Annotated in this window: 24 protein-coding genes and 1 tRNA gene; 17 read left to right on the top strand and 8 right to left on the bottom strand. The window is 66.4% G+C overall.

The genetic code is table 11. The annotated features are described in order from the left end of the window. Positions 1–25: 25 nt before the first annotated feature. The 10 genes from AB4Z00_RS02380 (at position 26) to AB4Z00_RS02335 (ending at position 6,578) form a co-directional block, all read left to right on the top strand. Complete coding sequence (locus AB4Z00_RS02380; RefSeq protein ID WP_442044801.1) at positions 26–262, top strand: PEP-CTERM sorting domain-containing protein; 237 nt, start codon at positions 26–28, stop codon at positions 260–262. Continuing rightward, positions 259–585, top strand: a complete 327-nt coding sequence (locus AB4Z00_RS02375) for a phosphoribosyl-ATP diphosphatase (protein WP_134094002.1) — start codon at positions 259–261, stop codon at positions 583–585. The genes AB4Z00_RS02380 and AB4Z00_RS02375 overlap by 4 nt, the downstream gene beginning before the upstream one ends. Before the next feature lie 35 nt (positions 586–620). Beyond that, complete coding sequence (locus AB4Z00_RS02370) at positions 621–998, top strand: histidine triad nucleotide-binding protein (RefSeq protein WP_132268511.1); 378 nt, start codon at positions 621–623, stop codon at positions 996–998. Between the two features lie 176 nt (positions 999–1,174). Then, a complete protein-coding gene (locus tag AB4Z00_RS02365) occupies positions 1,175–1,639 on the top strand; it encodes a YbgC/FadM family acyl-CoA thioesterase (RefSeq protein ID WP_442044798.1) in 465 nt (154 codons plus the stop codon). After that, a complete protein-coding gene (tolQ, locus tag AB4Z00_RS02360; protein WP_442044796.1) occupies positions 1,636–2,346 on the top strand; it encodes a protein TolQ in 711 nt (236 codons plus the stop codon). Before AB4Z00_RS02365 ends, tolQ begins: the two co-directional genes overlap by 4 nt. Next, positions 2,346–2,801, top strand: a complete 456-nt coding sequence (locus AB4Z00_RS02355; RefSeq protein WP_442044794.1) for an ExbD/TolR family protein — start codon at positions 2,346–2,348, stop codon at positions 2,799–2,801. Before tolQ ends, AB4Z00_RS02355 begins: the two co-directional genes overlap by 1 nt. A 14-nt stretch (positions 2,802–2,815) precedes the next feature. After that, entirely contained in the window at positions 2,816–3,775 is a 960-nt protein-coding gene (locus AB4Z00_RS02350; protein ID WP_442044792.1) for a hypothetical protein, read from the top strand. Further along, complete coding sequence (gene tolB, locus AB4Z00_RS02345; RefSeq protein WP_442044790.1) at positions 3,772–5,187, top strand: Tol-Pal system beta propeller repeat protein TolB; 1,416 nt, start codon at positions 3,772–3,774, stop codon at positions 5,185–5,187. The genes AB4Z00_RS02350 and tolB overlap by 4 nt, the downstream gene beginning before the upstream one ends. Positions 5,188–5,382: 195 nt before the next feature. After that, entirely contained in the window at positions 5,383–5,871 is a 489-nt protein-coding gene (gene pal / locus AB4Z00_RS02340) for a peptidoglycan-associated lipoprotein Pal (protein WP_132268775.1), read from the top strand. 173 nt (positions 5,872–6,044) lie between these two features. Continuing rightward, positions 6,045–6,578 carry a J domain-containing protein gene (locus tag AB4Z00_RS02335; RefSeq protein WP_132268522.1) on the top strand — a complete coding sequence of 178 codons (534 nt, stop codon included), beginning with the start codon at positions 6,045–6,047 and terminating at the stop codon, positions 6,576–6,578. Positions 6,579–6,735: 157 nt separating this feature from the next. Here AB4Z00_RS02335 and infC read toward each other — a convergent pair whose 3' ends face one another. Both infC and pdeM read right to left on the bottom strand, forming a co-directional pair. Beyond that, the gene (gene infC, locus AB4Z00_RS02330) at positions 6,736–7,257 is read right to left on the bottom strand and encodes a translation initiation factor IF-3 (RefSeq protein ID WP_132268524.1); all 522 of its coding nucleotides are present in this window, start codon (positions 7,255–7,257) and stop codon (positions 6,736–6,738) included. Positions 7,258–7,491: 234 nt separating this feature from the next. Continuing rightward, a complete protein-coding gene (gene pdeM, locus AB4Z00_RS02325) occupies positions 7,492–8,208 on the bottom strand; it encodes a ligase-associated DNA damage response endonuclease PdeM (protein ID WP_442044788.1) in 717 nt (238 codons plus the stop codon). A gap of 59 nt (positions 8,209–8,267) precedes the next feature. Between pdeM and hemF the strand changes: the two genes are divergently transcribed. From hemF to AB4Z00_RS02310, 3 genes are all read left to right on the top strand, one after another. Further along, complete coding sequence (gene hemF / locus AB4Z00_RS02320) at positions 8,268–9,161, top strand: oxygen-dependent coproporphyrinogen oxidase (protein ID WP_442044786.1); 894 nt, start codon at positions 8,268–8,270, stop codon at positions 9,159–9,161. A 113-nt stretch (positions 9,162–9,274) separates the two neighbouring features. Beyond that, positions 9,275–10,060, top strand: a complete 786-nt coding sequence (locus tag AB4Z00_RS02315) for an SDR family NAD(P)-dependent oxidoreductase (RefSeq protein WP_442044784.1) — start codon at positions 9,275–9,277, stop codon at positions 10,058–10,060. 215 nt (positions 10,061–10,275) lie between these two features. Further along, positions 10,276–10,665: a hypothetical protein gene (locus AB4Z00_RS02310; protein ID WP_134094008.1), complete on the top strand. Its 390-nt coding sequence runs from the start codon at positions 10,276–10,278 to the stop codon at positions 10,663–10,665. On the opposite strand, the gene AB4Z00_RS02305 is transcribed toward AB4Z00_RS02310, so the two are convergent. After that, positions 10,659–11,144 (bottom strand): hypothetical protein, encoded by a 486-nt coding sequence (locus tag AB4Z00_RS02305; protein ID WP_442044781.1) that lies wholly within the window; start codon positions 11,142–11,144, stop codon positions 10,659–10,661. The genes AB4Z00_RS02310 and AB4Z00_RS02305 overlap by 7 nt on opposite strands. A gap of 301 nt (positions 11,145–11,445) precedes the next feature. Between AB4Z00_RS02305 and AB4Z00_RS02300 the strand changes: the two genes are divergently transcribed. Continuing rightward, on the top strand, positions 11,446–13,539 hold the full coding sequence (locus AB4Z00_RS02300) for a RelA/SpoT family protein (RefSeq protein ID WP_132268535.1): 2,094 nt from the start codon (positions 11,446–11,448) through the stop codon (positions 13,537–13,539). A 15-nt stretch (positions 13,540–13,554) separates the two neighbouring features. On the opposite strand, the gene AB4Z00_RS02295 is transcribed toward AB4Z00_RS02300, so the two are convergent. Both AB4Z00_RS02295 and AB4Z00_RS02290 read right to left on the bottom strand, forming a co-directional pair. Next, entirely contained in the window at positions 13,555–13,791 is a 237-nt protein-coding gene (locus AB4Z00_RS02295; protein ID WP_442045065.1) for a DUF1905 domain-containing protein, read from the bottom strand. Between the two features lie 82 nt (positions 13,792–13,873). Beyond that, positions 13,874–14,875 (bottom strand): peptidylprolyl isomerase, encoded by a 1,002-nt coding sequence (locus AB4Z00_RS02290; RefSeq protein ID WP_442044779.1) that lies wholly within the window; start codon positions 14,873–14,875, stop codon positions 13,874–13,876. Between the two features lie 132 nt (positions 14,876–15,007). On the opposite strand from AB4Z00_RS02290, the gene AB4Z00_RS02285 reads away from it, so the two are divergent. The 3 genes from AB4Z00_RS02285 to AB4Z00_RS02275 all read left to right on the top strand — a co-directional run bounded on the left by AB4Z00_RS02285 (position 15,008) and on the right by AB4Z00_RS02275 (position 18,346). Next, a tRNA-Ser gene (locus AB4Z00_RS02285) sits at positions 15,008–15,098 on the top strand. Positions 15,099–15,247: 149 nt separating this feature from the next. Then, on the top strand, positions 15,248–17,050 hold the full coding sequence (locus tag AB4Z00_RS02280) for a diguanylate cyclase (protein WP_442044777.1): 1,803 nt from the start codon (positions 15,248–15,250) through the stop codon (positions 17,048–17,050). A 168-nt stretch (positions 17,051–17,218) separates the two neighbouring features. Continuing rightward, positions 17,219–18,346 carry a diguanylate cyclase gene (locus AB4Z00_RS02275; RefSeq protein WP_442044775.1) on the top strand — a complete coding sequence of 376 codons (1,128 nt, stop codon included), beginning with the start codon at positions 17,219–17,221 and terminating at the stop codon, positions 18,344–18,346. A gap of 9 nt (positions 18,347–18,355) precedes the next feature. Here the strand turns inward: AB4Z00_RS02275 and AB4Z00_RS02270 are convergent, their stop codons facing one another. Genes AB4Z00_RS02270 through AB4Z00_RS02260 form a run of 3 tightly spaced genes read right to left on the bottom strand, consistent with a single transcriptional unit; the run spans position 18,356 to position 21,519 of the window. Then, positions 18,356–19,141 carry an SDR family oxidoreductase gene (locus AB4Z00_RS02270; RefSeq protein ID WP_442044773.1) on the bottom strand — a complete coding sequence of 262 codons (786 nt, stop codon included), beginning with the start codon at positions 19,139–19,141 and terminating at the stop codon, positions 18,356–18,358. 15 nt (positions 19,142–19,156) lie between these two features. Beyond that, positions 19,157–19,927 (bottom strand): SDR family NAD(P)-dependent oxidoreductase, encoded by a 771-nt coding sequence (locus AB4Z00_RS02265; protein WP_442044771.1) that lies wholly within the window; start codon positions 19,925–19,927, stop codon positions 19,157–19,159. After that, positions 19,924–21,519, bottom strand: coding sequence for an NAD(P)-binding domain-containing protein (locus tag AB4Z00_RS02260; protein WP_442044769.1), 1,596 nt, complete (start codon positions 21,517–21,519; stop codon positions 19,924–19,926). Before AB4Z00_RS02260 ends, AB4Z00_RS02265 begins: the two co-directional genes overlap by 4 nt. Position 21,520: the final 1 nt, after the last annotated feature.

Here is a 21,520-nt window from a genome sequence, read left to right as displayed (position 1 = left end):
CAACAGTCCCCCGCAGGAGCCCCCCGTGCCTCGCTACCGCTGCCTGCCCGCTTTTGCGGCGATGGTCCTCGTTCCCCTGCCGGCTTTCGCCGCCGACGCCACGCGCCTGCCGGAGCCGAGCGGACTGTTCCTCCTGGCCCTGGGCGTCACCGGCGTGGCGATCGGCCGCCGCTTTTCCTCCAAGCCCCGGACTGATCGCCGGCCCGCGCATGTCGGGCCGGCCTTGACCCTGCCGCCCGCGCGTCGCATGGGCATGGCATGAGCAGCCCCGACACTCTCGCCCGCCTCGAAGCGACGATCGCCGCGCGCCGCGCCGCCGATCCCGACAGCAGCTATGTCGCCAAACTGCATGCCAAGGGGCTGGGCAAGATCGCGCAGAAGCTGGGCGAAGAGGCCACCGAAACGGTGATCGCCGCCCTGACGGAGGACGACAAGGCGCTGGTGGGCGAAGCCTCGGACCTGATTTTCCACCTCATGGTCCTGCTGGGCGCGCGCGACGTGCCTTTCGCGGCCGTACTGGCCGAACTCGACCGCCGCGAAGGCATCTCCGGCATTGCCGAGAAGGCTGCTCGCGCCGCGGACTGAATGCTCGCCCGTATTCGCATCTCCGGGAGAACCCCATGCCGATCGACCCCAAGCTGCCCTACGACGATAACAATATCTTCGCGAAGATCCTGCGCGGCGAACTGCCTTGCGACAAAGTCTACGAAGACGAATTCGCGCTTGCTTTCAACGACATCCGCCCGCAGGCGCCAGTCCATGTGCTGGTGATCCCCAAGGCCGCTCATGTGTCCTGGGACGATTTCACCGCCAATGCCGACGATGCGGAAATCGCCGGCTTCATGCGCGCGGTCGGCCATGTGACGCGCCAGCTCGAACTCGACGAGCCGGGCTACCGCCTGATGGTGAACATGGGCACCAACGGCCACCAGGAAGTGCCGCATCTTCACGTCCACATCTTCGGCGGCCGGCAGTTCTTCCAGATGATCGCGGAGTAAGGCGCGGATCGGGAAGTCTGCACATGGTCCCGGACCCGATCCGGGACCATGCCGACGCCAGGCAACGACAAATCCGACAATTACGACGCAATTAACCGTCCATCCGCCCGCACGCGCGGGATAAGTGCGACGAACGGATTGCGCTGCCGGTCTCGCCCGCTACACATTCCGGTGGCATGAGCAGCGACCCTATTCCCCCCAGCGGCGTCCTCGATGGACCGACCCACCGCTATGCGCTCCGTGTGTTCTATGAGGACACCGACGCCGGCGGCGTGGTCTATCACGCCAACTATATCCGCTGGATGGAACGGGCCCGCTCCGATCTGCTCGACCTGCTCGGCATAGACCAGCGCGCCGCGCTGGAGGCCGGGGAGGGGCTCTACACCGTGGCGGAAGTGAATATCCGCTACCTCTCGCCCGCGCGCCTCGGCGACGCGGTCGTGATCGACACTCACGCGCTTCAGGTCGGAAGGGTGAGCTGCACCCTTCGGCAAGTCGTGCGGCGCGGAGAAATTCGCCTTGCCGAAGCCACGGTAAAGGTCGGGTTCATCAGTCCTGAAGGACGACCGCGCAAACAGCCCGCCGCCTGGCAACATGCTTTCGCCTCGCTCATGCAAGAGCATCCGAGAGGACTAGAATGACGTTCGAACTGCTCGCCTCTGCCGTGACCATCGGCAGTGATTCCGATCACCTCAATCCGGTAAAACTGTTCCTCCACGCCGATATCGTCGTGCAGGCGATCATGGCCGGGCTGATCCTGGCGAGCGTCTGGGTCTGGGCCATCATCATCAGCTTCATGCTGCGCATCGGCAGCCTCAACCGCAAATGCGCGGATTRCGAGGAAGGCTTCTGGGAAGCCCAGAACTTCGAGGCCTACCAGAAGGAACGCCGCCGCGGCGACGTGCCGATGGGCAAAGTCGCCGGCGCGGGCCTGGCCGAATGGCGCCGCAATGCCGCCATGCCCAAGTTCGACCCCGAAGGCGCGCGCGAGCGCATCGGCCTGGCCATGACCTCCTCGGTCGGCGAGGAGAGCGACCGCATCTCCAATCGCCTGAACTTCCTGGCGACCGTGGGTTCGGTGGCGCCTTTCGTGGGCCTGTTCGGGACCGTCTGGGGCATCATGAACAGCTTCTTCCAGATCGGCCAGCAGCAGAACTCCTCGCTCGCCGTGGTTGCCCCCGGCATTTCCGAGGCCCTGTTCGCCACCGCCATCGGCCTGTTCGCGGCCATCCCGGCGGTCATCGCCTACAACCGCTTCTCGCACCGCGTGAACCTGTTCGAATCGCGCCTGCAGCGCTTCGCCGATCGCCTGCACTCCGCGCTCACGCGTGAGCTGGAGCAGCGCTGATGGGAATGGGCCTATCCGGCGGCGGCAGGCGCGGGCGCCGTAGCGGCGGCGGACGCACGCCGATGGCCGAAATCAACGTGACGCCGCTGGTCGACGTCATGCTGGTGCTGCTGATCATCTTCATGGTCACCGCGCCGCTGCTCAAGGCGGCGGTGCCGATCGAGCTGCCCGACAGCCGCGCCAAGGCCATGAACGAGGAGCAGGACCAGATCACGATCTCGGTCCAGCGCGACGGCACGATCTATTACGAGACCGAGTCACTGGCGCCCGGCGAACTGGCGGAGCGTCTCGCTTCGGTTCCGGACGGTGCCGATGGCCGCAAGCCGCAAGTCACCCTGCGCGCCGACAAGGCGCTCGACTATGGCCGGGTGATCGACGTGATGGGGGAACTCAACCACGCCGGATTCACGTCGATCTCGCTGGTGACGGGTGTCAGCAGCGGTTCAGGCGGCTGAGTTAGGCTGGCACGATGGCAATGCTGGGATTGCGCAAGGACGAAGGGCTGGGCCTTACGCTGGCTGTCGCACTGCATGTGGCGGTGCTGGCGGTGATGGTGCTGCGTCCGGCGCAGAACGAGGTGGTGAAGCCGCCTGAGCGCATCGAAGTGACATTGAGCGATCAGGTGGGCATGACGTCCACCTCGCCCGACCCCTATAGCCAGGCCGCGCCGGACATGGCGCCGGAACTGGGCGAAGCGGCCCCGCCGCCGGCTCCCGCTCCAGCCCCCGAGCCTCAGCCTCAGCCCCGTCCGGAGCCGCAGCCCGCGCCGGTGCCGCCGGCGCCCGCGCCGCGCCCGCAGCCGCCCCAACCTCGGCCTGCGCCCCGCCCCGCTCCGAAGCCTGCTCCGAAGCCCGCGCCCCCCAAGCCGGCGCCGCCGAAGCCCGCCGAAAAGCCCGCGCCGCCGAAGAAGGCTCCGGCCAAGCCCGCACCCAAGGCGCCCGCCAGCCGTGACAGCGCGATCGACCGGATCGTGGGCAAGCCCGGTTCGTCCGCGAGCAAGGCCACCACGCCGCCCAAGAAGGCAGGCGGCAGCCGCGTCGGCGCCGACTTCCTGTCGGGCGTTTCGGGTGCCACCTCGACGCAGGGCAAGGGACAGCCGGCCGCGGCGCTCGGCCCGGCAGCGGTTTCCGCGCTCAACGGCGCGATCAGCCGCCAGCTCAAGCCCCACTGGGCGGCCCCGCAAGGCGCCGATGCGGAACTTCTGGTGACGACCGTGCGCTTCCGCCTCAACAAGGATGGCAGCCTCGACGGGGAGCCGCAGGTCCTGCGCACGACCGGCCAGAACGCGGCCAACTCGGCGCAAGTCCAGCGGCACCAGGAACAGGCGATCCGCGCCGTGAAACTTGCCGCCCCGTTCAATCTGCCGGAAGACCTCTACAACGGTTGGAAGGTCATCACGACCAACTTCGACAGAAGGCTATCGCAATGAAAAAGATCATCCACCTTGCTGCATTTGGCCTGCTGCTTTCCGGTTCCGTGGCAGCTCTCGCGCAGAGCGCCCCGCCGGCAACGCCCGTCCAGCCCGCTCCCGCGGCGCCCGGCGCGCCTGCCGCGCCTGCCGACGAGGATGGCGGCCTTCAGGTGACCGTCTCGGACGATAGCGACTGGCAGGACCTCGGCATCGCCATCACCACCTTCGCGACCGATGCCGACGTGCCCACCGGCACCAATGCCGGCTCCACCGCCGCACTCGGCCGGGCGCTGTCGCAAGTGGTCGCCGCGGATCTCAAGAACAACGGCCTGTTCAAGCCCTCGGGCCCGGACGGTCTGCCGCAGCCGGCCTATGCCCAGATCCAGACCCCGGACTTTCCGGTATGGTCGGCCCGCAGCGCCGACATGCTGGTGCAGGGCTATGTCCGTGCCGGCGCTGGCGGCCAGCTCACGGTGGGCTGCTATCTCTACGACGTGGCGCTGAAGCAGCAGCTCGTGAAGGGCGGCTGGCAGGTTCCGCCTTCGGACTGGCGCCGCGCCGCGCACAAGTGCGCCGACATGGTCTACTCGCGCCTGTCGGGCGAGAGCCCGTTCTTCGATTCCAAGATCGCCTATATCGCCGAGACCGGTCCCAAGGACCACCGCATGAAGCGCCTGGCGATCATGGATTCGGACGGCGCGAACCACCGCTACCTGACCAGCGGCCAGTCCACCGCGCTGACCCCGCGCTATTCGCCGGACTATTCGAAGATCCTCTATCTGTCCTACCTCAACGGGCAGCCGAGCATCTATGTCTACGACCTGGGCAGCAACACCCAGAAGCTGATCGCCCGGACCGGCAACCCCACGATGGCGCCGCGCTGGTCGCCTGACGGCAAGTGGGTGCTCTATTCGATGGCTTCGGGCGGCAATACCGACATCTATCGCATCTCGTCGGCCGGCGGCGGCACGCCGCAGCGCCTGACCAACACGCCGGGCATCTCGATCGGCGGGTCCTATTCGCCCGACGGCAGCCAGATCGTGTTCGAGAGCGACCGCTCGGGCAACCAGCAGATCTATGTGATGGGCGCGGATGGCTCCAACCAGCGCCGCATCAGCTTCTTCGGCGGCCGCTCGGCCACGCCCGAGTGGAGCCCGCGCGGCGACCAGATCGCTTTCACCCATGTTGCCGGCAACTTGCGCATCGCCGTCATGAACCCGAACGGCGGCGGCATGCGCCACCTCACGGATTCGTGGCAGGACGAAGCGCCGACCTGGTCGCCCAACGGCCGCATCATCCAGTTCTTCCGTACCGCGAAGACGGCGGGAACGGCCTCCATCTGGCAGGTCGATCTCACCGGCCGCAACGAGCGCAGGCTGCCGACCCCGGTGGGTGCCTCGGACCCGGCATGGGGCCCCGTTCGCCCCTGATTACCCTCTGAGACCAGCGCCCTGTCAGATCTGCCTGGACGACGTGCCCAAGACGGGGCGTTCGTTCAGGTTGACAGGGTAATAAATTAATCGGAACTTCAAACTACGCAGGCCATTCATAATTGGCTGCGCACGATAGGAGATTGCCTCATGCCTGCCCTCATGTACCCCCGTCATGTGAAGACCGGATCGACAATGCTCCTCCTCGCCGGGGCTCTTGCCATGTCGGCTTGCGCGTCCAAGGCGCCCAAGGAACTGCCGCCCGAGCCGGGCCCGGCCACCACCACCCAGACCACGCCGCCGCCCAGCGGCCCGCAGCCGGGCAGCCAGGCCGATTTCGTGGCCCGCATGATGGGTTCGGACACCATCTACTTCCAGCTGAACGAAGATACCGTCGATTCGGCTGACCAGGCGGCGCTGTCGAAGCAGGCCCAGTGGCTGCAGCAGTACCCGAACAAGCGCGCCACGATCGAAGGCCATGCCGACGAGCGCGGCACCCGCGAATACAACCTCGCCCTGGGCGAGCGCCGCGCCAATGCGGCCAAGAACTACCTCATCAGCCTGGGCATCGACGCCTCGCGCCTGAACACCGTGAGCTACGGCAAGGAACGCCCGATCGCTCTGGGTTCGGACGAAGCCTCCTGGGCCCAGAACCGCCGCGCGGTTACCGTCACGGTAGACTGATCTCTCGGTCGCAAGATGTGAAGAAGGCCCGGTTCGCGATGGCGAGCCGGGCCTTTTGCATGAGGGATCCGAGGGTTTCCAGGCTGCCGGGCCGGCTGGAACCGGAATTCCCGCATGGACCTTGAGCCTTACGCACTTGCATTGGCTTCGGGTCGGCAGGTATCGCCCTTCGAATGAGTCGCGCAGGTCGATCGATGGATTGGGGTTTCCCGCGCTGGCGCAGCTACGGCAGCTCGCGCGAGGCTGCGCAAGTGCGCCTGTGCGATCGGCATGGTTGCACCGAGCCGGGCAATTGCCCCGCGCCCAAGAGCCCGAACAGTCCGGATCGCTGGTATTTCTGTCAGAAGCATGCCGCGGAATACAACGCGGGATGGGACTATTTCGCCGGGCTCGACGCCGAAGAGGCAGCGCGCCGGGAATCGGACGAGCGCACCGAGAGCGCGGGATTCAAGGAATCGGCGCACTATGGCTGGGGAGGCTCCGGCGACGGTTCGCGCAGCCGTGACGAATTGCGCGCGCTGGAAGCGCTGGGTCTCGATCCCGATGCGGAGTTCGATGCGGTGCGCAGGGCCTGGCGGACGAAGGCCAAGGAAGTGCACCCCGATGTGAAGCCCAACGATCCCGAGGCGGCCAAGGCGTTCCAGACCTACCAGCTAGCCTATGAAGTCCTGCGCGCAGCGGAAGAGCGCCGGGAGTGGAAGGGCTGAGAACCGGGAAGCCGGGCGTGGTTCACGGCTGATCCCGGTCATTCGTCATCAGGACGGCCATGACCATGCGGCCCAGAAACAACATGCGGCCCATAGACAAAGAGCGCGCCTTGCGGCGCGCTCTTCGTGTTTTTGCCGTGAATGACGGGCCGAATGCTTACTTGGGCGAAAGCACCATCAGCATCTGGCGGCCTTCCATGCGCGGATAGGCTTCAACCTTGGCAATGTCCGCGACGTCTTCCTGCACCTTGCGCAGCAGGTTCATGCCCAGCTGCTGGTGCGAAAGCTCACGACCGCGGAAGCGCAGGGTGACCTTCACCTTGTCGCCATCGAGAATGAACCGATGGACGTTGCGCATCTTCGTGTCGTAGTCGTGATCGTCGATGTTCGGACGCATCTTGATCTCTTTGATCTCCTGCGTCTTCTGGGTCTTGCGCGCGGCATTGGCCTTTTTCTGGGCCTCGTACCGGAACTTGCCGACATCCAGGAACTTGCACACCGGCGGATCCGCGTTGGGCGAGACCTCAACCAGGTCGAGGCCGACTTCGGCCGCCTGTTCGATCGCCTGGCGCGTATACATGACGCCGATGTTCTCGCCGTCCTGGTCGATAACCCGGACCTTGTCCGACTGGATCATGTTATTGTAGCGCGGGCCACTCTTGACCGGTGGCGTCATCATGCGCCGGGGTGGGGGTGCTATAAGCGTTCTCCTGAATCGTTTCTGTCGCTAGGCGAGTGGAGGCGTCATTAATGCGAATCGCGTCGACACGCAAAGCACGATTTCAAGGAAATCTATAGGACGCCTAAAGTGTCTTGTCCGGGCTCACGCCCGATAGTGGGCCGGTGCCGCAAACAACGACCGGATGGCCGTTTCTGTTCGGCCCTCGGATCGACCGAAAGTGCATATAGGTACTCAGGCGGCCGCGCGCCAGAGGGGGTAGCGCAGCAGCTGGTCCTTTGCCGAGAGAATCGCGTCGATCTCGCGCGCGGGTTGCAGGGCCTTGAGGATCGCCGGATCGGCAGCGTCCATGCCGCCCGTCAGGGCGCCGAAAGCAGGCAGGATCAATCGATTGCCGCTGTGGACCACGCAAGGCCGCGCGATTCGTCGGCCGCGGGCGTTGATGATCAGGCGCGGGTGGAAATGGCCCGACAGTTCGGGGCCGGTGGTACCCGGCCGCGCCTCGTGTCGCAGGGCGATACCCGCGACCTCGATTTCCTCTACCCGCGTGCCGCCAGCCTCGCTGCCGAGATGGGGGTCGTGGTTGCCGGTGATCCACACCCAGTCGAGCGCGCGGGTGAGAGCGCCCAGCATTCCGGCGGCATGGGGATCGAGCCGCTCGGTCCCCTTGCTGTCGTGGAAGTTGTCCCCCAGCGCGAAAACCCGGCGCGCGCCGGTCTGCCGTACCGCCAGCGCGATACGTTCCAGCGTCTCGCGGCTGTCGTAGGGAGGGAGCATCTGCCCGCTCCGGGCAAAATAGCTGGCCTTTTCCAGGTGCAGGTCCGCCACCAGCAGCGCCTGTTCGCGCGGCCAGTAGAGCGCGGCGCCCCGCGCGGCCCCGGAACCGGCCGGAGACCCGGCGGGCGGCGGGACCAGTTGCAACTCCTGTGAAAGGAACGAAAAGGGAACCATGGCTTTCCCTTGCCGCAGGCCGTGCGATTTGGCAAGCGCCCGGCGGAAGAGGAAATGCGATGACCGACTGGATTGCCCAAGACTGGAATGACCAAACCTGCCGAGCCCGCGCGTGGTTCGAAACCCTGCGCGACCGTATTTGCGCCGAGTTCGAGGCGATCGAGCGGGAGGCGGGGTCTTCGGCGGTTTTCGAATATACCCCCTGGCAGCGCGCCGCAGTGGAGGGCCGCGGGGAAGGCGAGGCCGGTGCCGAGACGGGCGGTGGCACGCGCGGGCTGATGAAGGGCAAGGTCTTCGAGAAAGTCGGCGTGAACGTCTCCACCGTCGTCGGGGCACTGTCGAAGGACTTTGCCGGCACGATCAACGGCGCCTCGGCCGAGCAGAACGCCTTTTCGGCCACGGGCATCAGCCTGGTCGCGCACATGGCCAATCCTCACGTCCCGGCCGTGCACATGAACACGCGCTTCCTCACGACGACCAAGGCCTGGTTCGGCGGCGGCGCCGATCTCAACCCGCCGATCCCCTATGCGCAGGATACGGACGAATTCCACGCCGAGCTAAAGGCGGCCTGCGATGCGCACGGGGCGGGCTACTATAACCGCTACAAGGCCTGGGCGGACGATTATTTCTACATCCCGCACCGCAAGGTCCATCGCGGTGTCGGCGGCATCTTCTACGATCACCTCGAATGCGCCGACGCGGCGGGATGGGAGGCGAACTTCGCCTTCACCCGCGCCGTGGGAGAGGCTTTCCTGGCGGTGTTCCCGCGCCTGGTGCGCAGGCGCATGGGCATGGACTTCACCGCCGGCGACAAGGCCGTGCAGCTGGAATGGCGCGGTCGCTATGCCGAATTCAATCTGGTATACGACAGGGGCACGCTGTTCGGCCTGAAGACCGGCGGCAATATCGACGCGATCCTCATGAGCCTGCCGCCCGAAGCCACCTGGTCCTGACCGCATCTGTGCGCCGCAAGCAAAACTGACCGGCTTGAAGCGGTCCTAATCGGCTTTCATTCTTTCCCCTATCTAGCGCCCCGACACCGCAAGTTTGCAAGAAGGATAGCTTCATGGATCTCAAGATCGCCGGAAAGACTGCGCTCGTAACCGGATCGACCGCCGGCATCGGCCTTGCCATCGCCGCGAAGCTGGCGGCGGAAGGCGCCGAAGTCATCGTCACCGGCCGCAACCAGGCCAAGCTCGACGCCGCTGCCCAGACGGTGGGCCAGCTGGGCAAAGTGCGTGCCGTGCTGGCCGACCCGGCGACGGCCGAAGGGGCCAGGGCGCTGACGGAGGCGGTTCCCCAGGTGGACATCCTGGTCAACAACCTGGGCATCTACGAGGCGCGCCCCTTCGTGGAAATCACCGACGAGGAATGGCGCGAGATCTTCGACGTCAACGTCCTCAGCGGGATCCGGCTTTCGCGCCACTATTTCCCGGGCATGCTGGAGCGCGATTGGGGGCGGGTGATCTTCATCTCCAGCGAGAGCGGCCTGATGACGCCGGGTGAGATGGTCCACTACGGCATGACCAAGACGGCGCAGCTGGCCGTGGCGCGCGGCATGGCGGACGCCACGCGCGGCACGCAGGTTACCGTGAACTCGGTGCTGCCGGGGCCCACGCGGTCGGAAGGGATCGTCGAGTTCATCCGCTCGGTGGTGGAGAACAAGGACGCCTCGGAAGCGGAGCGCGAAGAGGAATTCTTCACCAAGCTGCGCCCGCTCTCGCTGATTCGCCGCCTGATCGAGGCGGACGAGGTTGCCGCCATGGTCGCCTTCCTGGCCAGCCCGCTGGCGGCCGTCACCAATGGCGCGGCGATCCGGGCCGAGGGCGGCATCCTGCCGACCATTGCCTGATCGGCCTGGGCGCCTGATCGGCCCGAGTGTTTGACCGGCTCAGGCGCCTGATTCGTTCGGGCGCCTGGTCCACCCCGGCCGATAGGGGGCTCGGCCGGTGGCCGGCGATAGGGGAAGGCATCAGGCCGTCTCGGTATTTGCCCCGATAGGGTAGCCGCCATCCTGCGCGCATGATCCTCCCTCGTTGCCGCCGTGGCAGCGAGAGGGAGAGGCTCATGCAGGATCAGTCTTGGAAAGTCTTCAGCGGCGCCAGCTTCCTCCTGCTGGCCTGTGCCATCGTGCCGCGTGCCTGGAGCCAGGATCCGACGCCGCCCGCGGCACCGGCAGCCCCTGCGGCCCCTGCAGTCCCTTCCGAAGCCGATGCGCGCGACCGGGCCGTGGCCGCCTGCATGACCGAGGCCAAGGCCCGGGGCGCAAAGCTAGGCGCGGTGGACGTGGAAATGCGCCAGGTGGAAGACACCGACAAGAAGAGCGACGACCGCGCCTCGGTGCGGGCACTCGTCGATGTCGTGCTGCGCAAGAAGGACGGAACCACCAAGACGGTGAAGAAGACCTTCAAGTGCGACACCCGCGGCGGGGTGATCACCGCCTTCAAGTACTACTGATCCCGGACGGCCCCGTCGCCCATCGCCGTCGCGGCACCGTCCGGCTCCAGCATATGCAGGAAGTGGACATTGCGCCGCCGATTGGCAGCGCCAAGCGCTTCGACATCCAGCGTGCAGAACAGCTCTACCCCGAAGGCATGGCCTTCCACCCAGCGGACCTGGGCAAGATGCTCGACATTCTCGGGCAGGCGGATGCAGACGATCTCGTCGCCGAGCGGCAGGGCCTTGTAGCCGCCGTTCCCGGAATCGCCCTTGCAGGCAAGGCACATGCCGCGTTCGGAGACATTGCGGACGATGATGGTCTGCGCGGGCAGCATGTCGCGCAGCAGCGTGGCACTGATCAGGGTGCGCAGGCGCGGCGCGCGCGGCAGGTGATCGGGGGCGAAAGGACGCGGCGGCAGCAGAGCGGCCTCCACCAGCTCCGAATCGGTCATGCCCAGCAGGGCCGCATAGATCGCCGTTTCCATTTCGCTCGCCATGGCTGCCTCTCGTGCTTTCGAATCGGAGGGACGGCGGCTCCGGCGCTTCCAGACGCCGGAAAATCTCTTTCCAGGGTTCGGCGCGGTCCCGGCGCGATGGTGCCGCAGGTCATGTTCCTCGCGGCTTAACCGCAGACACCGGGGAATTCCGATGGAATCGATTGCTCGCCCGCCGGCGTCATACTCGCCGTCGCGCGCTCGAAAACGAGGTGGTGCCAATGTCACAGTTTCGTTGCATAATCTGCATGTGAAGACTCGGCCTCTTGCCGCGCCGCGAAAAATCCTGACATGAAGTCCGGGAATGCTGCGCCAGTACGAACTTGTCGAACGCGTGAAGGAATACGCGCCCCAGGCCGATGAGGCCCTGCTCAACCGTGCCTACGTCTATACCGTACAGAAGCACGGCACCCAGAAGCGCGCCTCGGGCGACCCCTACTTCAGCCATCCGGTGGAAGTGGCGGGCCTGATGACCGAGCTGAAGCTCGATCAGCAGACGATCATCACCGCGCTGCTCCACGATACCGTGGAAGACACGCTGGCGACGATCGAGGAGATCGAGAAGCTGTTCGGCCCGGACGTGGCCCGGCTGGTGGACGGCGTCACCAAGCTCTCCAAGATCGACGTGATGACCGAGAACGAGCGCGCGGCCGAGAACCTGCGCAAGTTCCTGCTCGCGATGAGCGAGGACTTGCGCGTCCTCCTCGTCAAGCTGGCCGACCGGCTGCACAACATGCGGACCCTCCACTACATCAAGAAGGAGGACAAGCGCCGCCGCATCGCCCGCGAGACCATGGATATCTACGCCCCGCTGGCCGAGCGCGTGGGCATGTACGAATATATGCGCGAGATGCAGATGCTCGCTTTCGAGCAGCTGGAGCCGGAGGGCTATGCCACGATCACCGGCCGTCTCGCGCAGATCCGCAGCGAGGAAGGCGGGCAGGTCGACGCCATCGCGCTGTCCATCAAGCAGGCGCTGGCGGAAGCGGGCCTGAATGTCGAGGTTTCGGGACGCGAAAAGCACCCCTACTCGATCTGGCGCAAGATGGCCGAGCGCCATGTGACCTTCGAGCAGATCACCGACATCATGGCCTTCCGCGTCCTGACGGACAATGTCGACGAATGCTACAAGGCGCTCGGTGTGCTGCACCAGACCTGGCAGATGATCCCCGGGCGGTTCAAGGACTACATCTCCACGCCGAAGTCGAACGGCTACCAGTCGCTGCACACGGCGCTGATCTTCGAGCGTTCGATGCGGATGGAAGTGCAGATCCGCACGCGCGACATGCACCGCCTCAACGAGTTCGGCCTGGCGGCGCACTGGGCCTACAAGCAGGGGGGTTCCCGTCCCGACGGGCAGGTCGGCTGGCTGCGCGACCTCATCGAGATTGTCGATGCCAGCCACGATGCCGAGGAACTGCTCGAAAATACCAAGATGGCGATCTACCAGGATCGCATCTTCGCCTTCACGCCCAAGGGCGCGCTGTTCCAGTTGCCCAAGGGTTCGACGGCGGTGGACTTCGCCTATGCCGTCCACACCAATCTCGGCAATGCCACGGTGGGTGCCAAGATCAACGGGCGCCACATGCCGCTGCGCACCCAGCTCGCCAATGGCGACGTGGTGGAGATCATCAAGAGCCCCACGTCCGAGCCGCAGCTCTCGTGGCTGGGCTTCGTCGTCACCGGCAAGGCGCGCGCCTCGATCCGCCGCGCGGTTCGCGCCAAGGAGCGGCAGGAAGTCTCGGAGATCGGCGCCAAGCTGCTGGACGAGATCGTCGGCCGCCTGCCGGGCCGCATCGGCAAGAAGGCCATCGACGGCGCCATCCAGCGCCTGGAAATGCGCGACGAGGAAGACCTGATGTTTGCCATCGGCTCCGCCCGCCTGACCGACCGACAAGTGATGGAGGCGCTGGTGCCGGGCAGTACCGCCGAACTCCCCGACGATGGCGAATGGGCTCATACCGAGCGTGCGATCTCGATCCGCGGGCTCACGCCCGGCGTCGGCTTCGAGCTGGGCGAATGTTGCCATCCCGTCCCCGGAGACCGCATCGTCGGCATCCGCCGTCCCGATCACAAGGTGGAAGTCCATGCGATCGACTGCCTCACCCTGGCCAATGGCGCCGATGTGGACTGGCTGGACCTCTCCTGGGGGGAACGCACCACGGGCGCCGTCGGCCGCCTGAGCCTGGTACTTTACAACCGTCCTGGCACGCTGGCGGAAGTGACGCAGATCCTGGCGACCAACCGCGCCAACGTCACCAATCTGCAGATGGTCCACCGCGACGAGCCTTTCGGCACCTACGAGGTGGACCTGGAAGTCAGCGACCTGGCTCACCTTACCCGCATCGTCAGCGCCTTGCGCGCCAGCGAGGCGGTAGCGGAAGCCTCCCGCATCTGACGGCTGCGAGGGAGGTCAGTATTCCAGGCTGACCTCCACCTCGTCGCCTTCCGCCAGCCCTTCGGCGCGGCGCACGCTGGCTTTCACCGGCAGCAGCCAGCCTCCGTCCGACTTGCTGGGGAAAACGGAGGTGGCGAAATGCGTCTCGCCGATCCGCGCCCTGACTTTCAGCGAGCCGAAGCCGCGGGCCGTGCCTTCCAGCTTGCGCATCACCGCCGTGCCCGAAAGGGCCTCGCCCGCCGCCCCCTCGATAGTGAGGAAGTGCCAGGGCCGCTGTTGGCGCCGCCGGTCCAGCGCCAGAGCAGGCCGGTGTGGTCGAATTGCTCGGTCAGGGTCACTGTGCTGCCTCGCGGATCGGCACCGGCACGTTGCAGGCGTCTACCCCGCCGGCGGGATGAACGTAGAAATCGTCCTGCCGATTCGCGCGCTTGTCCACATAGGCGGCGAAGCTGCGGCTGTCGGTGGAGAGATATTCATAAGCGGGCAGGCCGGGCACCTCGCTGCCCAGGCGAACCGAGCGGATCGCCGCGCGCTCGGCAGGCGTCTTGTAGAAACCGATCTCGCCGGTGCCGCGCGGCAGGGCGGAGAGGTTCTCGATGCCCGAGATGACGCGGCCGACAATGGCCACGTTCCGGTCGAGCTGTCGCGGCGCGTGGCCGATCACGGCGTAAAGCTCGGCGCCGGTGCCGGTGTCGGGCGCGTTGTTCCGGCCCACGCCGACATAGCCGTAGCAGTGGATCGGCCAGAGCGAGGCCTCTCGCTGCGAAAAGACGTCCGGGTTCCCGGCGGGGCTTGCGCTATCTGCAGGCCCGCGCTCTCCCATGGCCGCCGGCCAGCCATCGACGAACAAGGTGCGCTGGGCATAAGCGTCCCGGTCGCCGAGCATGGGCCGGGCGGTCTTCCTGCCGCCGTCCTCCAGAACAAGGTCGAGCCGGGCGCTGTCCCGGCTTCCGGCCTTGTCGAGGTGAAGGACGGAGGTCTTGACCTTCGCCGCATAATCCTCGCGCACCACCGCGAGGCCCTTGGGCAGTGGCTTGGCCTTCGCCGGGTTCTCCCCTTCGGGATCGCCCCATTGCGCCACGTAGTTGTCCTGGACCCGCACGACTGCAATCCCGTCGTACCAGCGCGCCGCCACGAGCCTGCGGATATTCCCGACCCAGCCTTGCGAGAAGGGCGCCGGGATCAGCTGGATCACCACCCGCCGCGCCTGGCCGGAAGGATCGGGGGCGAGGTCCATGACCAGGAGGTCGGACGGCGCGATCCTCACCCAGTCCCCGGCCGGTGCGCCCGCGACGATATCGTTCGGCGTTCGCGCTGCGGGGGCGTCCTGGGCCATGCCCGGAGCGGACAAAAGGGCGGAAACCACGAGGGCTGAAAAGAATTTTCGCATCGAGAGCGTGATGGCATGCCGAGACGGCTTGCGAAACCCTGCAACGCAGGCTAGGGCGCCCGCCTTACCAGTGCATGCGGAGCGGTGGCCGAGTGGTCGAAGGCGCTCGCCTGGAAAGTGAGTATACGCCAAAAGCGTATCGAGGGTTCGAATCCCTCCCGCTCCGCCATCTGTTCTCGATCCCACCTGCGAATGTGAAACGGGCCTTCGGGTCAAGCAGGCGGATCGCCGGGACATGTCCCGGATCGGCGCACCGAAAAATCTCCATCTCTGCGTTATTCGGTCGAAATCGTTCGAGCGGACGGCTATCTCCGGAATGTGGGTAGCAGTAATCTCCGTAGGACGATTCTGGTCGCGGTCTTGGCGGGCCTCTTCTATTTCGTCCTCGCCGCCATAGCTCTTCAGTTGACGAGGGGGGCCGACGGTATCGCCACCGTCTGGCCGGCCAGCGGCGTGGCCGTGGCCGCACTCCTGCTGGCGCAGCCCGGCGAGAGGCGATGGGTGCTGCTGTCGCTGACCGCGGCCAGCTTCCTCGCCAACTTCACCTGGAGCGGACTGCCCTTGCTCGCGCTGGGACAGACGGCCGCCAACGTGATCGAGGCGCTGGTCGCCTTCTGGATCATGCGCGACATCGAGCGGCGCAACGATTCCTTTTTCCACATCGCCGCCATCCTGCGTTTCTGCTTTGCCGCGATCCTGGCTGCCTCGGTCAGCGCGGCGATCGCCGCCCTGCTGATCGGGAACGGCTTCGGGCACATGTTCGTCTCCTGGCTGACGACGGCCGCGCTGGGCATCATGATCGTGGTGCCGCTGATCATGAACTTTGCTCACCCCGGGCCCGGCGGACCGACGAAGACGAGCAGCCATGCCGGCAGCACGGCGGTCGTGCTCGTGCTGGTCACGTTCCTGGCGGCGGCGGTCTTCACGCAATCGAGCTATCCGCTGCTGTTCCTGCCCCTGCTCGGCGTGCTGTTCGCGACCTATTTCCTGGGCGCGACCGGCGCCACCTGCAGCATCCTGATCATTGCGGCGATCGGTTCCGTGGCGATCTGGCAGGGTCGCGGGTCGATCAGCCTTCTGAGCGCGCATAGGGACACGGAACTGGAAGTGCTGTTCTTCCAGTTCTACCTCTTCACCCTGCTGGTCTCGGCGCTGCCCCTGGCCGCGCTGATGGCCATGCGCGACCGCAGCTTCGCGGAAGTGGAGCGCGGCAAGCGCTGGCTCGAGATGTCGGAGGGCATTGCCAAAGTGGGGCACTGGCGGCTCGAACTGGCCGAACAGCGGCTGTTCTGGTCGGGAGAGGTGTTCCGCATCCACGGCCTTGAAGCCAGTACGCATCCGGCGCTGGACACGGCGATGAACTTCTACCACCCCGAAGACCGGTCGCTGGTGCAGGACAAGCTGGCCCAGAGCCTGGAATCGCTGGAGCCTCTCGATTTCGAATCGCGAATCGTGCGCTCGGACGGGGAAATCCGCTACGTCTACAGCTGCAGCGAAGTGGAACTGCGCGAGGATGGCAAGCCCGGCGCGATCTTCGGCATCTTCCAGGACGTGACCAACCGCGTGCTTGCGGCAATGGAACTTGCGAGCGCGCGGGCCCGCGCCGAAGCCCGAGCGGACGAGGCGATCCATCTGGCCGAAACCGATTCGCTGACCGAGATCGCCAATCGCCGCAAGGTTCTGTCCTTCCTCGATACCGAGATCGCCAAGGCCGCCGTCCTGGGCGGGCCATTGTCCATCGCCGTGCTGGACATCGACCGCTTCAAGCAAATCAACGACCGTTTCGGCCATGCCGTGGGCGATCAGGTGATCCGCCGCGTGGCGCAAGTCTGCGCCCTGGCGATCCGGGGATCGGACCTCGTAGGCCGGGTCGGCGGCGAGGAATTCCTGATCGTCCTGCCGGCCACCGACGCGGAGATGGCCTTCGCCGTGGCCGAGCGCGTGCGCCGCACCGTCGAGGCCATCGATTGGGAGCCGCTCGACCTTCAGCAGGTGACGGTGAGCATCGGCCTCACGCCGCTCAAGGGCAATATCGACCGCGAGGAACTCATGGGCCGGGCCGATCGCGCGCTCTACCAGGCCAAGGACGAGGGACGGAACCTGCTGCGCCAGACCGGCTGACAGCTATCCCGGTGCCTCGCCGTGAGGATCCGGCCCCTTTACCCAAGGCCGGCCCTTTACCTTGTCCAGATCGAGCGAGGCGAGACGGCGGTGGGTTGCGGCGCATTCTGCGGAGACGATTGTTAACCATTGCATGGCATTGGGCTGCTCTCGATCCAAGCGAGTCCGATGACCTTTCCCGACGTCGATACCCTCCGCCTGTGCAGCATGCTGTCGTCGAGCGCCTTCGGGTTCGTGTTCGGCGTGCTCTGGTTGCGGGACCGATCCGCGCGGCATTTCGTCCACTGGGCGCTCTCGTCGTTTCTCTACACCGCCGTGCTCCTTGCCTTCACCGCCGCTCCGCGCGGTTCGCTGGCGGCGGGCATGGCGATCTATGCCGTGCTGGGACTGACCCAGGCGCTTCCGGTCGCCGGTGTCTATGCGCTGGAAGGCGGGCGGCCCTGGCGCTGGTGGATGATCGTGCCGGTGGCCAGCGCGGTCCTCGGCCACGTTCTCCCGGGCATGCTCGATGCGCTGGGCTGGATGGCGCGAACCGAGCGCGGGCAGAGCGTCTGCGATGCGGCGGGGCTGGCGATTTCCATGGGGCTGGCCGGATTCATACTGGCCTTCGGTCACGGCGCGCGGCGCTCGGTGGGCGGGCGCCTCGCCGGTCTGGCGATGTTGGGATATCTTCCCGGATATGCGCTCTCGATATGCGGCATGTTCTTCGAGCTGCCGGGGAAGAACCTCGTGGCGCTCCTGGCGCTGCTTTCTGACCAGGTGCTGCTGGGCGTGCTCAATCTGGCGCTGCTGGCGATTCCCGTCGAGCAGGTCCAGCGGGCCCTGCGCGCCGCTGCTCTGCGCGATCCGCTGACGGGTTGCTGGAACCGGGCGGGGCTGGAGCAAGTGGCGCTGCGCTTCCTGCGCCCCGGCGCGGCGGTCATCGCCATCGACGTCGACCATTTCAAGGCCATCAACGACCGTCACGGCCACGGCGCGGGGGATCAGGTGCTCATAAGCCTGGGCCGCGAGGCGGCTGCGCTGGCCGGTGAACACGCGGGCCAGGCCGCGCGACTGGGCGGCGACGAGTTCCTGGTGCTGTTGCCGGTAGAGTGCCGCGATCCCGAGGGCTTCATGACGCGCCTGCGCCGCCGTCTCGAAATGAGCGGGGCTCTCACCGACCGCTGGAGCGTGAGCATGGGGCTTGCCGCCGTGGAAGCGGACGACCGGCGGATCGACGACGTGATCGTCCGCGCGGATCGCTCGCTCTATCGGGCCAAGGCGTGCCGCGACCTCGAGGTCAGGGAACTCTGCTGATCGCCGCGTTCAGGGGCGCAGCACCCAGCCGCCATCGACATGGATGGTCTGGCCGGAAATCCACGCGCCTGCGTCCGAACACAGCAGCAGGGCCGTGCCGACCAGTTCGTCCGGCGCGCCGCGAGCCCTGAGCGCGCAAGTCATGTTGAGGAACTGGATGAACGGCGAATCGTCCGGCACCAGCATCTTGCCCGCGTCCGAGGTGACATTGCCCGGGGCGATGGCGTTGCAGGTGATGCCATCCTTGCCGAACTGCTTGGCCAGCGAAGTGGTCAGGCCGACCAGCGCCAGCTTGGTGATGCCGTAGAGCCCGGTTGCCGGGAAAGCACCGCCCGAGGTCTGGTTGACGATCCGCCCGCCACCGCGCGCGCGCATCGAGGGGATCACCGCGCGGGCACAGAGCAGCGCGCCGTTGAGGTTCACCGCGAAAGCCTTGTTCCAGGCGTCGAGGCCGATGGTCTCGCAATTGTCGTAGCTGACGTCGACCATCAGCGCGGCGTTGTTGATCAGGATGTCGACGCCGCCGAAGGCTTCCTTGGCAGCGGCGCCCATCGCGAGGGTGGAGGCTTCATCCGAAACATCCACCTGCACGCCCACGGCCTTGCCGCCGGCCGCGATGATCTCGTCCGCCACGGCCTTGGCACCATCGCCGTTGAGATCGGCGACGACGATCGAAGCGCCTGCGTTGGCAAGGCCAAGCGCATAGGCGCGGCCGATGGAATTGCCGCGTCCGCCCGCGCCGGTGACGACCGCCACTTTGCCGTCGAGGCGGAACTGGTCGAGTGAGAATGTCATTGCAATTGTCTCCTGTCAGCCTGCCGTGATGCCCGCATCGAGCGAGAGGCAGGCGCCGTGAAAGCCGCGACCGGCGGGCGAGGCGAGCAGCACGACAAGGTCGGCCACGTCCTCCACCTCCACTTGCCCGCGCAGGCCCGAAAAGCGCTTGAGCAGTTCGAAGTCGCAGCCTTCCGGCGGGGTGAAGTTGGTCGCGATATTGGTAATCATGCCGCCGGGCGCGACGGCGTTGATGCGGATGGGTTTCTTCTGGAATTCCATCGCCATGGCCTTGGTCATGCCGACGAGGCCCCACTTGCTGGCGCAATAGGCGGCGGCATAGGCCTCCCCGATGTAGGACGCACAGGAGGCGACGTTGACCACCGCGCCGTTCGCTTCCAGCAAGTGCGGGATCGCCGCCTGCGAGAGGAAGAACGGGGCGTTGAGATTGACGTCGATGGTGCGCTCGTACTGCGCCTGCGGCATCTGCGGTGTGTTGGCGAGGTAGATCAGCCCGGCGACGTTGCAGAGCGCGTCGAGCCGGCCGAATTTCTCCACCGCATGGGCGATCACGGCGTGGCAGGCGGCGGGATCGGACAAGTCCGCCACTTCGCTGCCGACCTTGCGGCCATGCGGGGCGAGCAGCTCGGTAGTTTCGGCGAGGCCCGCTTCGTTCACGTCCACCAGCCAGAGGTCGCAGCCGGCCTCCGCCAGTTTCAGCGCGGTCATGCGGCCAAGGCCCGATGCGGCGCCGGTGACGACGGCGGCCTTGCCGGTCATGTCCAGGGTCTTGAAGATCACACTCATGAGGCGGCTTGCTCCATTGCGGTCAGCGCCGCGTCGAGGAAGGGATCGGCGGCGTAGGCAAGCGCATTGTCGGGCGTGGTGATCGTGCCGAGCAGATCCACGTCCTTGCGCAGCAGCTTGCCGCCATGCGCAAAGGCGCTGGGTGAGGGCAGGCGGGCGTAGACCTCGAAACCGAAGCTGCGGCCGCTGGAATGCTTGACCAGATCGGCCAGCGCCGCGCGGTCGATGCCCAGTCCTTCGCCCAAGGAGAGCGCGGCATGGGCAAGGCCCATGTTGGCTGCCATCAGCGCGTTGTTGACGATCTTGGCGCGCTGGCCGGAGCCGACCGGGCCGAGCAGCACCGTCTTGCCTGCGAAGCTCTCGATCACGGGAAGGGCCTTGGCGAAGGCCGCTTCGCTGCCGCCGCACATGACGGTGAGCGTACCTGCCGCCGCACCCGCGCCGCCGCCACTGACCGGGGCATCGAGCACGGCGATGCCGCGTGCTTCGGCTTCGGTCGCCAATCGCTCGCAAGTCTGCGGCAGGATCGTGGAGTGGATGACGAGGACGCTGCCCGGCTTCATGACCGGGAGAAGCTCGGCGCAGATTTGCTCGACACCGGCATCGTCCACCACGCAGACGCCGACATGCCGGCAGCGCTCGCCAAGTTCGGCAACCGAGGCTGCACGATGCGCGCCTTTGGCGACGAGGTCATCGGTCGCCTCCGGCCGCCGCGCCCAGACGGTCAGTTCGTATCCGGCCGCCAGCATTCGCTCTGCCATCGGGCCGCCTTGTGAGCCGAGGCCGATGAAGCCGGTCGTGATCTTGTCACTTGCATGCCAGGGGAGCCCTTTTGCTACCTTGTCGATCATCTCCAGCACCACGCTCTGAATGCGCGAGGCCTTGGGCCAGCCGGCGTGCGTGCCATATTGCAGGCAGAATTCGAGCATCTCGGCAGGCTGGCAGTTACCGCTCGATATGGCCGCATGGATATGGCTGCGGATCGGGATTTCCGCGCCGGATTCGCAGACGCCGACCAGTGTGATCCAGCGGCGCGAAGGCTCGTCCAAGCCGCGACGGCACCACATCTCTCCGAACACGAAGTTGTTGATGCCTTCCAGATAGGGCGTTGCCGGCGGGCCGGGGGCGAAGGTCATGACCTTGGCGAATTCGTCATGCCCGCGCTGGCTGCGGACGTCCGGGTCCCATGGGTCGGGGCAGATCGCGGGGACTTCGGTAGGTGGCAGGCCGAGTTCTTTGGCCACGCGCGTGACCGCGCGGTCCAGCTTGCCGCCATTGCCCCAGCCTGCGTAGACGGCGAGGTGCAGTGCCGCCTCGCGCAGTTCGGCAAGGGTCAGAACCTCGGTGTTCAATGCGCCGCGCACGAAGTCATCGATCTGGCTGTCCTGCAATCCGCAGGTCACCGCGCTGGCGATCGCCACCAGGAAGCGCGGGCGGCGCGGCAGTCCGGGGCGGGTCCATACTTCGGCGAAGACGAAATCGCGCCACGATTGTTCGAACAGCGTCGCCGGTTCGTGGGCGGTGCGGCCGGTGACTTCGGCCTCGGTCTCAAGGCCGCGCTGGCCGCGTTCGATGGGGTCTAGCAGTGCCATG

The organism is Novosphingobium sp. YAF33 (genome assembly GCF_052113265.1).
In the GTDB taxonomy this organism is placed as follows: domain Bacteria; phylum Pseudomonadota; class Alphaproteobacteria; order Sphingomonadales; family Sphingomonadaceae; genus Novosphingobium.
Note: the sequence above shows the minus strand (reverse complement) of the source record. Positions and strands in the feature narration are given on the sequence as shown.

Excerpts from the sequence above, each read along its gene's own strand:
- AB4Z00_RS02375 (WP_134094002.1), top strand. The coding sequence starts at position 259 with ATGAGCAGCCCCGACACTCTCGCCCGCCTCGAAGCGACGATCGCCGCG.
- AB4Z00_RS02370 (WP_132268511.1), top strand. The coding sequence starts at position 621 with ATGCCGATCGACCCCAAGCTGCCCTACGACGATAACAATATCTTCGCG.
- AB4Z00_RS02365 (WP_442044798.1), top strand. The coding sequence starts at position 1,175 with ATGAGCAGCGACCCTATTCCCCCCAGCGGCGTCCTCGATGGACCGACC.
- AB4Z00_RS02355 (WP_442044794.1), top strand. The coding sequence starts at position 2,346 with ATGGGAATGGGCCTATCCGGCGGCGGCAGGCGCGGGCGCCGTAGCGGC.
- AB4Z00_RS02350 (WP_442044792.1), top strand. The coding sequence starts at position 2,816 with ATGGCAATGCTGGGATTGCGCAAGGACGAAGGGCTGGGCCTTACGCTG.
- tolB (WP_442044790.1), top strand. The coding sequence starts at position 3,772 with ATGAAAAAGATCATCCACCTTGCTGCATTTGGCCTGCTGCTTTCCGGT.
- pal (WP_132268775.1), top strand. The coding sequence starts at position 5,383 with ATGCTCCTCCTCGCCGGGGCTCTTGCCATGTCGGCTTGCGCGTCCAAG.
- AB4Z00_RS02335 (WP_132268522.1), top strand. The coding sequence starts at position 6,045 with ATGAGTCGCGCAGGTCGATCGATGGATTGGGGTTTCCCGCGCTGGCGC.
- infC (WP_132268524.1), bottom strand. The coding sequence starts at position 7,257 with ATGATGACGCCACCGGTCAAGAGTGGCCCGCGCTACAATAACATGATC.
- pdeM (WP_442044788.1), bottom strand. The coding sequence starts at position 8,208 with ATGGTTCCCTTTTCGTTCCTTTCACAGGAGTTGCAACTGGTCCCGCCG.
- hemF (WP_442044786.1), top strand. The coding sequence starts at position 8,268 with ATGACCGACTGGATTGCCCAAGACTGGAATGACCAAACCTGCCGAGCC.
- AB4Z00_RS02315 (WP_442044784.1), top strand. The coding sequence starts at position 9,275 with ATGGATCTCAAGATCGCCGGAAAGACTGCGCTCGTAACCGGATCGACC.
- AB4Z00_RS02310 (WP_134094008.1), top strand. The coding sequence starts at position 10,276 with ATGCAGGATCAGTCTTGGAAAGTCTTCAGCGGCGCCAGCTTCCTCCTG.
- AB4Z00_RS02305 (WP_442044781.1), bottom strand. The coding sequence starts at position 11,144 with ATGGCGAGCGAAATGGAAACGGCGATCTATGCGGCCCTGCTGGGCATG.
- AB4Z00_RS02300 (WP_132268535.1), top strand. The coding sequence starts at position 11,446 with ATGCTGCGCCAGTACGAACTTGTCGAACGCGTGAAGGAATACGCGCCC.
- AB4Z00_RS02290 (WP_442044779.1), bottom strand. The coding sequence starts at position 14,875 with ATGGCCCAGGACGCCCCCGCAGCGCGAACGCCGAACGATATCGTCGCG.
- AB4Z00_RS02275 (WP_442044775.1), top strand. The coding sequence starts at position 17,219 with ATGACCTTTCCCGACGTCGATACCCTCCGCCTGTGCAGCATGCTGTCG.
- AB4Z00_RS02270 (WP_442044773.1), bottom strand. The coding sequence starts at position 19,141 with ATGACATTCTCACTCGACCAGTTCCGCCTCGACGGCAAAGTGGCGGTC.
- AB4Z00_RS02265 (WP_442044771.1), bottom strand. The coding sequence starts at position 19,927 with ATGAGTGTGATCTTCAAGACCCTGGACATGACCGGCAAGGCCGCCGTC.
- AB4Z00_RS02260 (WP_442044769.1), bottom strand. The coding sequence starts at position 21,519 with ATGGCACTGCTAGACCCCATCGAACGCGGCCAGCGCGGCCTTGAGACC.